The sequence below is a fragment of the Pseudoalteromonas sp. SA25 genome, from assembly GCF_011378705.1.
Taxonomy (GTDB): Bacteria; Pseudomonadota; Gammaproteobacteria; order Enterobacterales; family Alteromonadaceae; genus Pseudoalteromonas; species Pseudoalteromonas arctica.
The window spans coordinates 12,639-26,605 of record NZ_WTKV01000008.1 but is presented as its reverse complement, the minus strand read 5'-3'; the positions used below and the strand labels follow the sequence as shown (position 1 = coordinate 26,605).

The window sequence follows — 13,967 nt, the reverse complement described above, 5'->3', positions numbered from 1 at the left end:
GGCTATCTCTTATCGTTATTTAGGGGTTAGCTGTTAAGTTAAGCTTAACATAAAAGCACATCATATTGACTAGCGTTATTTACACTAGAAAGTGAGGAATTTTAATACAACATGCAATTAAAACGGCAAGTGTCTTTTCATCAAAAAAATCATTTTTAAAGGCTTCTGCATCTACAATACCAACGCATTCATTTTGTGCATTAAATAAAGGTAGGCAGGTTTCTGATTTAACTTTAGGATCGCATGTGTAGTATTCACCACCTTGTGATAAATACGCCTCAACGTTATTAATAATGCGGCCCTTGTGAGATAGCGCAACCTGTACGTTGTTACTGCCAGCCGCAAATGCTTGCGTTAAAGGAAACAACGGACGACTAGGCGCTCCATGATAAGCCAATTTTAATAGTTGATTACCTTCAGGGGTATTAGTTGATTGATAAATACCATACCAATCAACGCCCGTTTGCTGCTCAATGTAGCTTACAATACTTTGTAAAGTAGCCAGCTTAAACTGTGTTTGCTCATCATTTTTAATATAGTCAGTTAATTTGAATGGCTCATCTTGTAAGTAACCAAATAAACTACATGCACCGCCCTCGCCAAGCTCAGGTATTTGATACTCCCAACACACATCAGGCAAAGCAGTGTTTGCTAAATGTAGATCAAGCTTTTCAAGCTCTGTTGAAATCAAAGCTGGATTAGCACTAAGTTGTGCTTGTTTTAAGTAAGAAGAAATCATTTGGCCATCCATACATCTAAAGTTTCGAGAATAATAGCATGGATATTTTTACAGAGCTAGCTCAACTTGTAGCACATTTCAACTTGGTTACCACTGGCGTTATAAGTGACTTTTTCGGCTATTTCTTCTAATAAAGACACCCCTCTGCCAAATTCGTTATTAGCCTTTGCCAACTCATCGTGCTTACTACTAAACCCTCGACCTGAATCACAAATAATAAAGTATAAACTGAGCGTGTCGGGGCAATAGCGCATATCAATAATAATCATGGCATCTGTAAGTTTAGCAAGGGCTGCCTCTCTCAACTCGTAATATCGAAAAAAGCCGTCCTCTTGTTTTTTAATTTCTGAGTTAAGTCCTAATACACCATGATCAAGCGCATTGTTATAAGCCTCAGACAACAGTAAAAATATATTAGAACGATGAGTATTTAGACCCTCAACACTGCTTAAAATATTAACGACGTCGTAAACGGGGTCTGTTTTTTTTATTTGCTCTGAGTTTAAGCTCAAAGACAAATTAAAAGCCAAAGTAGAAAATGCTTCTCGCTCTTGTTCCTCAGGAATTAAAGGCAGGCAGTTTAGTAAAACAATGCTTAAATCGTCTTGCTGCTTAGTACCATCTGCAAACTTAGTAACATTAGCAACTATGTCTTCACTACTAATCATCGATTTACTTTTTAAGGTTTGTAAAAAACGCTCTTCCCCAAAAAATATATCCTCTTTGTTTGCTGTTTCTATAATACCGTCGGTTGCTAATACTAGGCGTGTATTACTATTTGTTTCAAAATGGATAACTTCATATTCAAATTCTTGTTCATCTAAAATCCCCAGCGCCATATGCTGCGATTCTAATGTTTGTTTTACATTACCGTCTTTATCTATTAGGTACGCATCTGGAAGGCCGCCCATCCATGCAGAAACACTTTTACCTGATGCACTAAGCTCTATAATGGTTGCAGCACAAAACATATGCCCAGGTAGGAGGTTGTACAGTAGTGTATTTAGCTCGCTGGCAATATCGTTAACCGCCATGCCTTTTTGTACCATAGTATAAAACACACGAGAAGTTGGTAATGCACCAATAGCCGCAGCTAGGCCGTGCCCCGTAAAATCGCCCAACATGCAATACAAATTACCGATTGGGCTTTGCGCTACTAAAAACATATCGCCGTTAAACATAGAGGCAGGTGATAAATTAAAATCTAAATACTCTTTAAACTTACCTTGGTTTTCTAATGAGTTATTAAAAATATGCTCAATTATTTCGTGTTCACGTTCAATTTGATTATGATGATATTCAAGTAGTTTCTTTTGTTGGTTTGCTTTTTTACTCAGCTCTCTGGTGCGAATATGTGCTTTAATTTTTGCATGCAGAATAACTTTTTCAAATGGTTTATGAATAAAGTCATCGCCACCCACTTCGAGGCAGCGCTCAAAACTTGCTTGATCTTCTAAGGAGGTTATAAAAATAATCGGTAAGTAGACTTCACTATACTGCTGCTTTATTTTTTCAGCAGCTTCAAAACCATCCATTACAGGCATTAAAACATCAAGTAAAACAACGTCTATTTGCTCTCTTTTAAGTACATTAAGTGCATCTAGCCCGTTATAAGCCACTGATATTTTATAACCCTCTTGCTCAAGCATTTTACTTAGTAAAATGCGATTGAGCGCCTGATCATCCACAATTAACACATGTATCATTAGCTAATATCAAACTTTTTATCAAAACGTGAAATTTGTAGAATTTTTCTAAGCTGTGGTTGGCAATTGCTTATTTCAATAGTTTTCACTTGGCTATCAATGGTTTTTTTCATGTTAAGTAACATGCCAAGTGCTGAGCTATCCATGTAGTCAGTCTCTCTTAAATCGATAATAACCTTTACTGTTTTTTCGCTCATTTGGGCATAAGCTTGGCGAAAAGATTGCACTAAATTAAAGTCAAATTTACCTTTGATTTGTATTGTTAATGTAGTGCCATCGACTGATTCATTCTTAGTTAAACTCATATTAAACTCCAATAATATTTCCTTTGAACTAAATATAACCTGTTAAAAGTATTTAGCAAAAAGAAAAACACACAACTTCAAATTTGCTATCATTTACGCCAATATTTAATTAATTTTTATCCATAAAGGTAAGGTATGAGTGATAGTCACTTAGTATATTCAACAAGTACGGGGCGTATTGACCAGCCAAAACCAGAAAAAGAGTTAGAAGCTAAGCTTTTTAAAGATGGTTTTATTCGCATTGAGCGTCAAACAAAAGGACGTAAAGGCAAAGGCGTAATGTTAGTTGTAGGCATTGATCCAAAAGATCATGATTTAAAAAAGTTAGCTAAAACTATAAAAAGCAAAATGGGCCAAGGCGGCGCAGTAAAAGAAGGCATTATTGAAGTGCAAGGTGATGACCGCGATAAACTAAAAGCCATTTTAGAAGCGTTAAAATTTAAAGTTAAAATTGCGGGTGGTTAACCCGCAATTTTATTAACTACTTACTTCGCTATTTGAGAGTTCATTTAACCTTTCATACAATTTTGGTAGTTCGTGCTCAGCAATTGGTTTACTAAAATAATAGCCTTGTACAATGAAACAATTATTATTTTGTAAAAACTGCATCTGCTCTATTGTCTCAACCCCTTCTGCGACCACGTCTAGCTTTAACTTTTGCGCCATGGCAATAATAGCGGCAGTGATTTCCATATCATTTGTATCCTCAGGGATATCTTTTACAAATGAACGGTCAATTTTCAATATATCAACCGGGAATCGTTTTAAGTAACTGAGTGACGAATAGCCAGTACCAAAATCATCAATAGAAATAGATATACCTAAGGCTTTAAGCTCGTGGAGTTGTGTAATTGCAGCTTCTACATTTCCCATTAGCATACTTTCAGTCAGCTCTAAGTGAAGGCGCTTAGCCGAAACACCCGTCCTAATTATCATTTTACTCAGTGTTGAGACTAAGCTTGAGTCTTTGAACTGGCGAGCCGATAAGTTTATCGATATATTATTTTCTAAGCCTTGCTTTGTTAATCTTACGGCAAAATCACAAGACTCTTGAAGCACCCATTCGCCTAATTCAACTATAAGGCCTGTCGCTTCTGCAATAGGAATAAATTTATCTGGAGGGATTGCGCCTTCAGTTGGGTGGAACCATCTTAATAACGCTTCATAGCCAATGACCTGATGAGTACGACTATCAACTTGAGGTTGGTAGTAAACTACAAACTGTTTTTCTTTTAGTCCTATACGTAGCTCATTTTCAATAAATAAACGCTCATTAGCAGCTGCGTTCAATTCTTGGCTATAAAAATGGAATGTATTACGCCCTTTTGCTTTTGCCTCATACATTGCTAAGTCAGCATGTTTTAATAACTGATCTTCTTCTAGGCTATCGTACGGAGCCATTGTAATACCAATACTCGCGCTCACAATAACTTCATTACTACCTAGTTTTATAGGCACATTCAGTGTTTTTTGAATTGTATTGGCAACATCAGTCGCGTGAGCTTGGCTTTCTATACCACTGAGTAATACTGCAAATTCATCACCACCTAAGCGCGCTATGGTGTCCTCGGCTCGTAAACGTTTTTTAAGTCTGTTTGCCACTTCAATTAATAATTGATCGCCGGCATCGTGACCTAATGTATCGTTAATACGTTTAAATTCGTCTAAATCAAAGTAAAACAATGCAAATGCATAGTGCCCTCGTTCTGCTAATGCCATTGATTTACGCAATTGCATTCTAAAAAACGTTCTGTTGGCAAGGCCCGTAAGGGTGTCAAAGTAAGCAAGCTGCTCCATTTTACGCTGGCTTTCTTTTACAAACGAAATATCTTGTGCAGATGCTACATAGCTGGTTATTTCACCGCCCTCTTCACGAATTGGCGAAACACTTAAAGACACCCAAATTGGCTCTTTATTCAAGCCTTGAATTAATGTATCACCGCGCCAGTAATTACGGCTGCGTAGATCTATGTCTATATCTTCAACTAAAATAGACATTTCTGAGGCAATAATATTAAGTAATGGTGCTCTATTAAAATGACTTTCTGGGTAGCCTGTCATTTCGAGCATTTTTGGATTCACGTATTCAATTACAAAATTCTCATCGGTGATCACAACGCCAGTGCCCGAGAATGCTACCGCTTTAGATAAACGGTTAGCTGCTTTTTCAGCAATTTCTTTTTCTGTAATTCTCTGGTTTAAGCCATCGATAAGTTTGCGAATTTCTACCGTCATGTCTCTAAATGAGCCATTAAGCGTACCAATTTCATCTTTGTTTTCTGGTGGAAATTCTGTAGTTAATTGACCTTTGCCAAAACTTGTAACTGCATAAACCAAAGTATGTAAACGGCGAAGGACTAGTTGATAAAGCGCTTGATGCAGCAATAAGGCAACTAATATTGCGTATAAAATAAAGAGACCAAAAAACTTCAGTTTTAAATCTTGTAATGCAGATAACGTCGATGAACGCTTTTTATATACCCCTATGTACCAATCTAAGTCATCAATCTTACGAATATTGATAATATGAGCTTCGTCATTTTTTTCAAACGAATTTGCGTATTCAGGTAATTTCACCGCAATTACATCATCAATAATCGACTGCAGCGCTGGGTTTACAAATTCGTTAGTAGCGAGTGCTTTATTATCACTACCATAGTCGGCTAGTAAGGTCGGATTTAAATCTGGGTGTGCTAACAATTGCCCTTTACTATCAAACACAAGTAGGTGTTTTTCTTTATCACCGACAGGTAAAAATGAAATAAGTTTGTTGAGGGAAATATCGCTCCCTGTCACACCTAAAAACTCATTATCGACATAAACTGGCACTAGTAAGCTAATAACCCATTTGCGCCATACTGTATCGTAATAGACTTTTGACCATGCAGGCTCTCTTACTGTTTCAAGCGTGCTTTTAATCGATTTATAAGTTGAGCCATTCGTTGCTCTAAAGTCGGCAGGTGCGTTTAATGCCCAATTAGGGGGAGAAACACGAATAAAATCATCATCTGTTATTAGATAAAAGTTAAAAAAGTCGTGTACCAGTGTAGGAGAAATTATACGCCACAGCATCTCAGAATCATTAAATAGGCGTTTATAAAAAGGAGAGTAATTTTGCTGTGGTAAAAATGCTGCTGATAAACCATCAGCCGAGGCACTGCGAATCGTACCGTCACTATTAAATTGTAACTGTGATTTATTGCTTAAATTAATTGGTGAATTGGGTTGAAAAAGTTGTTGTGTTACTACGTTATTAGCTTGTTGAGCAATATTTACTTTTGTTTTAATGCGCTCATTAAATTGCTTCACTAATAAGTCTGTCGAGCTTTTTAAAACTTCGTGTTCTTCAAAAACGAGTTGCTTCTCTTCAGATTTAAGCATTAAGGCAGCCGCACATACCCCAGCTATTAAGCAAATAGCGGATATGAGTAGCGATAGTTTTACACTTAAAGAATTCAATCCAAAACGCGATGGAGGGCGTCTGTAAACCACGGGTCAACCTTAATTATTAATAATTGTTATTATTTGAACCAGTTAACGAAATATACCAGATCCGCATTCATATATATAAATTATTTGTAAACTTTCTATAAAAACTAATATAGGGAAATAAATAGTACTCTAAGCTTATTTAGATCTTTATTGACATTGGTAGCAACTCTCCATACATTAACTGCATGAACATATTTATCTCTCGCACTTTTTTTTCGTTTTTTAGCTTCTTTATATAGAAGAGGCTTCCCTGTTTGTGAGATAAAATCAATCGAATAGTAAAGCCTCCCAACCGGGAGGCTTTTTTGTTTTTGCTGTGTAATAACAGCTTACTTTTGGAATGAGGATACCAAAATGACAAATGATGTATTAAATGCACTAAGACACGATATAAATGAAATAGACTCCGACTTACTCGTATTATTAGCTAAACGTCGTCGTATTAGCCACGGTGTGGTTGAATATAAAATCGCCAACAACAAGCCAATTCGCGATGAAGCACGTGAACTCGCACTTTTAGAGAAACTGATTGGTTATGGTAAATCACTAGGTTTAGATGCTTACTACGTGAATAATGTTTTTCAAACTATTTTGGAAGACTCAGTTTTACACCAACAAGCAATGCTACAAAAAAACCTGAATCCAGATGCCCTTAGTGAAACACACCGTGTAACTTACTTAGGTGGTCAGGGTTCTTATAGCCAACTAGCATGCCATAAATATTTTAGCCGCCGCCCGGGTAAATTAGTTGAAATTGGCTGTACATCGTTTGACGAAATAACAGGTAAAGTAGAAAACGGACAAGCTGATTTTGGTTTATTACCCATTGAAAACACAAGCTCTGGCAGTATTAACGAGGTGTTTGACTTATTACAGCACGCGCAAGTGTCTATTGTTGGAGAAGTAACTCACAGTGTAGAGCATTGCTTACTCGCCAACCCTGATACTGAACTTAGTCAACTAACAAAAATATTTGCACACCCACAACCATTTGCGCAGTGCAGCCGCTTTTTACAGGGCTTAGGTGATTTACAACACGAAACATGTGACTCAACATCAAGCGCGCTACAATCAGCTCTGAACACACCATACAGTGCTGCAATTGGCTCTGCACAAGCGGGGAAAAACGTCGGGCTTGAGGTTATTAAATCAAACCTAGCTAATCAAAGCGAAAACCATAGCCGCTTTATTGTTGTTGCACGTAAGCCTCTACAAGTGTCTAACCAAATTCCAACTAAAACTAGTTTGATCATGTCGACAAAACAACAAGCGGGCTCACTAGCCGATGCGTTAATGATTTTTAAGCAGCATAAGATTAATTTAGTAAAACTTGAATCTCGCCCTACTCCGGGCAATCCGTGGGAAGAAGTTTTTTATGTTGACCTAGAAGCAAACTTAGCTGAAAGCCAAGTAAAAGAAGCGCTAGAAGAACTTAAAGAGCACACCCAATATGTACGTATTTTAGGATGCTACCAAAGCGAGTCACTACAGGCAGTAAGCGTTAATACTTAATAAGCAATTTTACAAATCAAAAAAGGGCCGATATCGGCCCTTTTTCGTTAACTAGTACCAGTCTGCATAAATATTTTAGCAATTTAACGAATTAAATCCCCATACTTAAGCAAACGGTATAACAAATATTAATCTAAAACTTTTGAATCATTCGCTTTATTTAATAAGCTTCTACTTTGCGTTAAAAAGTGTTCTGTCGAGTCAGAAAAGTAAACTTTAGCCTGCGCAAAAGAATCAATAAGCGCTGCTTTATCTCCCGCTTTTAATTTTGCTAATGTACTTGCGAAGGTATCTTGGTACTGTGCAAGTAAGGTTTCTACATCATCGAATTGTGCTAGCATAATATCTGAGTAAAGCTCAGGCGACTGCGCAAATAAACGCCCTACCATCATCAGTTCTAATTGATATATAGGTGACGAGCAGCTACGTAATTCTTCTAGTGTATGACTTTGTTTTGCTAAAAATTGTCCGTACACAAATGTCGTTAAATGGCGCATTACCTGAATAATTTGCATTGCTTCATCATGCTTTTTAGCATCAAGCTCAACAAGCTGACAACCCCATACTTGTAACTGCTGTAACAAACCTTTTGCCGCTTGGTGCTCTCGTCCTTCACATACAACAACTGTTTGTTTTACCCAGTGTGATATATCAGGCCCAAACATAGGGTGCAAACCAACCACAGGGCCACTGTGCGCAGCTTTTAGTGCTTTAATAGGCGATTGCTTTACCGATGTAATATCAACTAGTAAACAGTCTTCATCTAGTTTAGGTAACTTAGCAACTACAGCGTCCAATGCATTAATAGGTACGCTAATCATTACCAGCTTGGCACCTTTTAAAATACTTTTAGCATCGTTTTGCTGATCTTTATCTAAGATTTTAACTTCGTAACCTGAGCGAATAAACTGCTGTGCAAATAACTGGCCCATGGCACCTTGACCACCCACAATCACAATTGGCGAAAGCTCTGGCGCTGCGCATGCAAGTTTTGCTTGTTGGTTTTGATAGGCTTCTCGCATCATACGTCTTAGTATATCTTCAACGAGATCTGGGCTTACATTTTGATTTATTGCTTCTTGTCGTCTTGCCGCTAATAGCTCTGCTTCACGGGAAGGTGCATGTAAAGGCGCGCCTGTTTGTTGTTTTATCTCACCAATTCTTTGCGTAATACCATTACGTTTAGCGAGTAAGGCAACAAGTTGTGCATCGCATTCATCTATACCTTCTCTTAGCTGTGCTAAATCACTTATGTCAGCCACGTTCGTCCCACCTTAAAAAACCAAATAACGTAAATATAAATTTACATAAAAGTAAACTAATCAATACGATAAATACTAACAGGATCAGCTAACTGAGAAAAGGCTAAAGAGGAAATTTTACTAATGAGGAATTGAGAATTGAGAATTGAGAAAATAATATTCTAAAACCAAAACGGGTTGCAACCCGAAGGATGCAACCCGTTTTTTTGCGTTGATAAACAGCGCGTATTAGTTAAGTTTTTCTCTAATACGTGCAGATTTACCAGAACGCTCACGTAGATAGTAAAGCTTAGCACGGCGAACTGCACCGCGACGCTTAACTGTTACGCTATCAATAAGAGGGCTGTGCGTTTGGAATACACGCTCAACGCCTTCACCGTTCGAGATTTTACGAACTGTGAATGCTGAGTGAAGACCACGATTACGCTTAGCGATTACAACACCTTCAAAGGCCTGTAGACGCTCTTTAGCACCTTCTTTTACTTTTACCTGTACAACCACTGTATCACCAGGGCCAAATGCAGGTACGTCTGTTTTAAGCTGCTCATCTTCAAGCGCTTTAATAATATTTTGGTTTACTTTTGCCATTATGTTTCTCACTTTCCTAGGTGTAACTGTCTTCTAGCCACAAGCTTTTTGGTACTCTTGCTGAAATTTCGCGAGTAATACCGCTTGCTCCTCAGTCAGAGCTAGGTTATGCAACAAGTCAGGACGTCGTAACCAAGTTCTGCCTAATGACTGCATAAGCCGCCATTTTGCTATCTCTTGGTGGTTACCACTGAGTAATACAGCAGGAACCTGTTTGTCGTCCAATGTTTCTGGTCGTGTATAGTGTGGACAATCTAACAAGCCATCTGAAAATGAATCTTGTTCCGCTGACTGGTTATGACCTAACACACCTGGCACTAATCGCGCTACTGCGTCAATTAATGTCATGGCAGGTAGTTCACCACCACTCAAAATAAAATCACCAATTGACCATTCTTCGTCAACATATGACTCTATTATTCTCTCATCTATACCTTCATAGCGACCGGCAATCAAAATCAGTTTTTTAGAGTTAGCGAGTTCGCTAGCACCTTGCTGATCAAGTTTGCGCCCTTGCGGGGACATATAAATTACTTTAGCACCATCACCAGCTGCTTTTTTAGCTTCGGCAATCGCTTTTTTTAATGGCTCAACCATCATTAACATACCAGGTCCGCCCCCGTAAGGACGGTCATCTACGGTTCTATGCTTATCTAAAGCGTAGTCTCGCGGATTCCAGCAGTTAAAATCAATTAAGCCATTTTTTACTGCGCGACCGGTAACACCTTGGTCTGTAATAGCGTCAAACATGTCTGGAAAAAGGCTTATCACCCCTACCCATAATGAACTAGTTTGCGTCATTAAAAACCAGGATCCCAGTCTACGGTAATTTCTCTTGCGTCGTATTTAACTTCTTTAATAACTGAATCAGTTAAAAAAGGAATCAAACGCTCAGCTTGACCAAATGCGTCTTTACTGTTTGCTTTAACAACCAGTACGTCATTTGATCCTGTCTCCATCAGGTCATCAACAATGCCTAAGCTATAACCTTTATCGGTTACAACAGACATGCCAATGAGATCTCGCCAATAGAACTCACCTTGCGGGAGTTCTGGTAAATGCGCTGCATCCATTGAAATTTCTGCATGGGTATAAGCCATTGCTTCGTCTCGGTCGTTTACCTGCGCAAATTTAGCGATAAAGCCTTTGTTGTGGCGACGCCAGTCGACCACTTCTAAGGACTGCCATTTACCTTGCTGCCCTATCAACCACGGGCTGAAATCGAAGATCCCTACGGGATCATCAGTAAATGAATGTACCTTAAGCCAGCCCTTTATACCATATGGGGCACCGAGCTTTCCTACGACAATTATTGATGAGGTGTTCTCTTGACTCATGGTTACACTTACGCCTATTAAGCCGCTTTACGAGCGTCTTTTACTAACTTAGCTACGCGATCTGAAAGAGATGCGCCCTGACCTACCCAGTGTTCAACACGTGGTAAATCTAAACGAATTTTTTCTTCTTGACCTGAAGCAATTGGGTTAAAAAAGCCTACTTTCTCGATGAAGCGACCGTCACGCGAGAAACGGCTATCCGCAACCACAATTTGATAGAAAGGGCGTTTTTTAGCGCCACCACGTTGCAAACGAATAGTTACCATACCGTCCTCTATAAAGATTGACTGTTTTCATTAATAAGATTTACTCCCCAGAATGGGGAGCTGGGGAATTGTACGAGTTTTTGGCAATAACGCAAGTAAGAAGTGAACCAAAAAGGCAGTTTAGTAGGTTAAACCGTGATCTCAACGACAAATAAGAGTTAAAGGTGTATTACATGCATAATTTATTCAACAAAAAAGGAGCTATTTGCTCCTTTAAATATGATTCGCTATTATTTTAAAAAGTAACTTAATGGTACTTTTTAAAATTTAGGACCGCCGCCGCCCATCATTCCAGGTGGTAACATGCCTTTCATACCGCGCATCATTTTAGTCATGCCGCCTTTACCTTTCATTTTTTTCATCATTTTTTGCATTTGCGTAAACTGCTTAAGCAACTTATTAATCTCTTGCACTTGTGTACCAGAGCCAGCTGCTATGCGTTTTTTACGCGAACCTTTAATGATTTCTGGGCGTGCACGCTCTTTTTTAGTCATAGAGCTAATAATAGCTTCCATTTGGATAAATGTTTTATCACCCATTTGACCTTTAACAGCATCTGGTAAGTTAGACATACCAGGGAGCTTATCAAGCATTGACATCATGCCACCCATGCTTTTCATTTGCTTTAATTGGTCAGCAAAATCATCAAGAGTAAAACCTGCGCCTTTAAATACTTTTTCAGCAACTCTAGCAGCTTGCTCTTTATCTACTTTCATCTCGACTTCTTCGATTAATGAAAGTACGTCACCCATGCCTAAAATACGCGACGCTATACGGTCTGGGTGGAAAGGTTCAAGTGCGTCAGTGCGCTCACCCACACCCATAAACTTAATAGGCTTGCCAGTGATGTGACGTATAGATAAAGCAGCACCACCACGCGCATCACCATCGGTTTTTGTTAATATAACACCGGTAAGTGGTAATGCTTCGTCGAATGCTTTAGCTGTATTCGCCGCATCTTGACCTGTCATTGCATCAACAACAAACAAGGTTTCAATTGGGTTGATTGCTTTATGAAGATCTTTAATTTCATCCATCATGTTGCTATCAACATGTAGACGACCTGCAGTATCAACAAGTACTACATCTATAAATTTCTTTTTAGCATGAGAAATTGCAGCGGTTGCAATATCAACTGGCTTTTGCGAAATATCACTTGGGAAGAAATCAACATCAACTTCTGCTGCAAGCGTTTCTAGCTGTTTAATCGCCGCAGGACGATAAACATCGGCACTTACTACAAGTACTGATTTCTTTTTTCGCTCTTTTAAAAACTTAGCAAGCTTAGCTACACTGGTGGTTTTACCCGCACCTTGTAGACCCGCTACCATTACAACGGCTGGCGGTTGCGCATTTAGACTTAGCTCTTCATTAGCCTCGCCCATTGCTTTTTCTAGTTCTTCACGCACTATTTTTATAAATACTTGGCCTGGGCTTAAGCTTTTTGTAACTTCAACCCCAACTGCGCGTTCTTTAACTTGTTTTACAAAGTCGCGAACAACAGGCAATGCCACATCGGCTTCTAAAAATGCCATACGCACTTCGCGAAGTGTGTCTTTTATGTTGTCTTCCGTCAGACGGCCACGGCCACTGATATTTTTTAAGGTTTTACCTAATCGTTCTTGGAGGTTCTCAAACATGTAACGGTTCCGATAAGACGTTTATATCAATCCATTTAAATTTTACGATTAATTTGATTTTTCAATTAACCTAGATTGACTTATTAAGTTTCAATTAAAAGTAGTATACCGTATATGGCGTCTTACAATATAGTGTTCAAGTGCACCTTGATGAGTTTCTTTTTTTAAGGTCTATGCATTTGCTTTGCTATAAAATACAATGGCTATATAACAACAAGGTTTATTTTGTCTCAAATTAAGTGGCCCAAGCACAATGCTGATTATTAGTTTAACTATTATTGCCAGTTTATTTTATGTGTTAGCAACGTCTCACGTGCTTTCACGCCTGTTTCATCAACAAGGCCCAAGCCAAAAAGTAACTGTTATTTTAAGCACGGTTGCTATAGTGGCGCACATGCTGCTGTTAGTTAACTCTGTTTTTAGAGCCGACGGTCAAGATTTAAGTATCGTAAACGTCGCTCTTTTGACGTGCTGGGTGATTGTGGTCTCGGTGACGGCTGTCTCGCTAAAATTCCCTGCAACTTTATTGTTGCCCGTTGTTTATGGTTTTGGTGCCTTACTAACCATTGCCAGTTTATTTATTCCTCATCATATTTTATTGCAAAGTATTAATATTGAGGTGGGTTTAGTAACGCACATCTCTTTATCTTTGTTAGCCTACTGTATTTTAATTATCGCTACTTTATATGGTGTACAGTTTTACTTTATTGATAAACGTTTAAAACGTAAAGATTTAGCAATTGTGCATAGCCATCTTCCGCCTTTAATGGTTGTGGAGCGCCAGCTTTACCAACTTCTTAATTTAGGCACTATATTACTCACATTTGCATTACTTTCAGGGTTTGTATTTCTTGATGGAATGTTCGCTAAAGAGTTCATTCATAAAACAATATTATCGTTAGTTGCGTGGGCTATTTTTGCCGTTGTTGCTATTGGTCATATGAAAAAGGGTTGGCGCGGTAAACCGGTGGTTATTACAATCATGGTCGCTGCATTTGTCCTCACACTCGCTTATTTTGGCAGCCGTTTCATACAAGAAGTGATACTAAATAAGTTTTAACTTGACTCTGCTTGCTCACTCTAGCTTAATACGCATTGATTTATAAGAAAAGGATCCATC

At 38.5% G+C, this 13,967-nt stretch carries 13 protein-coding genes and 1 other annotated feature; of the genes, 3 read left to right on the top strand and 10 right to left on the bottom strand.

All coding sequences use genetic code 11. The annotated features are described in order from the left end of the window. Window positions 1-79: 79 nt before the first annotated feature. Genes GQR45_RS08275 through GQR45_RS08265 form a run of 3 tightly spaced genes read right to left on the bottom strand, consistent with a single transcriptional unit; the run spans window position 80 to window position 2,750 of the window. Window positions 80-739 carry a GAF domain-containing protein gene (locus tag GQR45_RS08275; protein WP_024593588.1) on the bottom strand — a complete coding sequence of 220 codons (660 nt, stop codon included), beginning with the start codon at window positions 737-739 and terminating at the stop codon, window positions 80-82. Between the two features lie 56 nt (window positions 740-795). Further along, entirely contained in the window at window positions 796-2,445 is a 1,650-nt protein-coding gene (locus GQR45_RS08270; RefSeq protein WP_165725659.1) for a SpoIIE family protein phosphatase, read from the bottom strand. After that, window positions 2,445-2,750: an STAS domain-containing protein gene (locus tag GQR45_RS08265; protein ID WP_002962948.1), complete on the bottom strand. Its 306-nt coding sequence runs from the start codon at window positions 2,748-2,750 to the stop codon at window positions 2,445-2,447. Before GQR45_RS08265 ends, GQR45_RS08270 begins: the two co-directional genes overlap by 1 nt. Window positions 2,751-2,885: 135 nt before the next feature. Between GQR45_RS08265 and GQR45_RS08260 the strand changes: the two genes are divergently transcribed. Beyond that, the gene (locus GQR45_RS08260; RefSeq protein ID WP_007581414.1) at window positions 2,886-3,215 is read left to right on the top strand and encodes a translation initiation factor; all 330 of its coding nucleotides are present in this window, start codon (window positions 2,886-2,888) and stop codon (window positions 3,213-3,215) included. A gap of 12 nt (window positions 3,216-3,227) precedes the next feature. On the opposite strand, the gene GQR45_RS08255 is transcribed toward GQR45_RS08260, so the two are convergent. After that, window positions 3,228-6,242 (bottom strand): EAL domain-containing protein, encoded by a 3,015-nt coding sequence (locus GQR45_RS08255; RefSeq protein ID WP_021032079.1) that lies wholly within the window; start codon window positions 6,240-6,242, stop codon window positions 3,228-3,230. Between the two features lie 192 nt (window positions 6,243-6,434). Next, window positions 6,435-6,552, top strand: a sequence feature (Phe leader region). Window positions 6,553-6,596: 44 nt separating this feature from the next. On the opposite strand from GQR45_RS08255, the gene GQR45_RS08250 reads away from it, so the two are divergent. Further along, on the top strand, window positions 6,597-7,754 hold the full coding sequence (locus GQR45_RS08250; protein ID WP_007581410.1) for a chorismate mutase: 1,158 nt from the start codon (window positions 6,597-6,599) through the stop codon (window positions 7,752-7,754). A gap of 128 nt (window positions 7,755-7,882) precedes the next feature. Here the strand turns inward: GQR45_RS08250 and tyrA are convergent, their stop codons facing one another. The 6 genes from tyrA to ffh form a co-directional block, all read right to left on the bottom strand. Then, a complete protein-coding gene (tyrA, locus tag GQR45_RS08245) occupies window positions 7,883-9,016 on the bottom strand; it encodes a bifunctional chorismate mutase/prephenate dehydrogenase (protein ID WP_165725658.1) in 1,134 nt (377 codons plus the stop codon). Between the two features lie 228 nt (window positions 9,017-9,244). After that, window positions 9,245-9,604, bottom strand: a complete 360-nt coding sequence (gene rplS, locus GQR45_RS08240; RefSeq protein WP_007581406.1) for a 50S ribosomal protein L19 — start codon at window positions 9,602-9,604, stop codon at window positions 9,245-9,247. Window positions 9,605-9,637: 33 nt separating this feature from the next. After that, complete coding sequence (gene trmD, locus GQR45_RS08235; protein WP_007581405.1) at window positions 9,638-10,405, bottom strand: tRNA (guanosine(37)-N1)-methyltransferase TrmD; 768 nt, start codon at window positions 10,403-10,405, stop codon at window positions 9,638-9,640. Beyond that, entirely contained in the window at window positions 10,405-10,941 is a 537-nt protein-coding gene (rimM, locus tag GQR45_RS08230; protein ID WP_010554631.1) for a ribosome maturation factor RimM, read from the bottom strand. The genes trmD and rimM overlap by 1 nt, the downstream gene beginning before the upstream one ends. A 17-nt stretch (window positions 10,942-10,958) precedes the next feature. Further along, window positions 10,959-11,207, bottom strand: a complete 249-nt coding sequence (gene rpsP / locus GQR45_RS08225; RefSeq protein WP_002962192.1) for a 30S ribosomal protein S16 — start codon at window positions 11,205-11,207, stop codon at window positions 10,959-10,961. A 260-nt stretch (window positions 11,208-11,467) separates the two neighbouring features. Then, window positions 11,468-12,847 carry a signal recognition particle protein gene (ffh, locus tag GQR45_RS08220; RefSeq protein ID WP_007581399.1) on the bottom strand — a complete coding sequence of 460 codons (1,380 nt, stop codon included), beginning with the start codon at window positions 12,845-12,847 and terminating at the stop codon, window positions 11,468-11,470. A 253-nt stretch (window positions 12,848-13,100) separates the two neighbouring features. Here ffh and ccsA point away from each other — a divergent pair, with 253 nt between their 5' ends. Continuing rightward, window positions 13,101-13,907 carry a cytochrome c biogenesis protein CcsA gene (gene ccsA / locus GQR45_RS08215; RefSeq protein WP_024593585.1) on the top strand — a complete coding sequence of 269 codons (807 nt, stop codon included), beginning with the start codon at window positions 13,101-13,103 and terminating at the stop codon, window positions 13,905-13,907. Window positions 13,908-13,967: the final 60 nt, after the last annotated feature.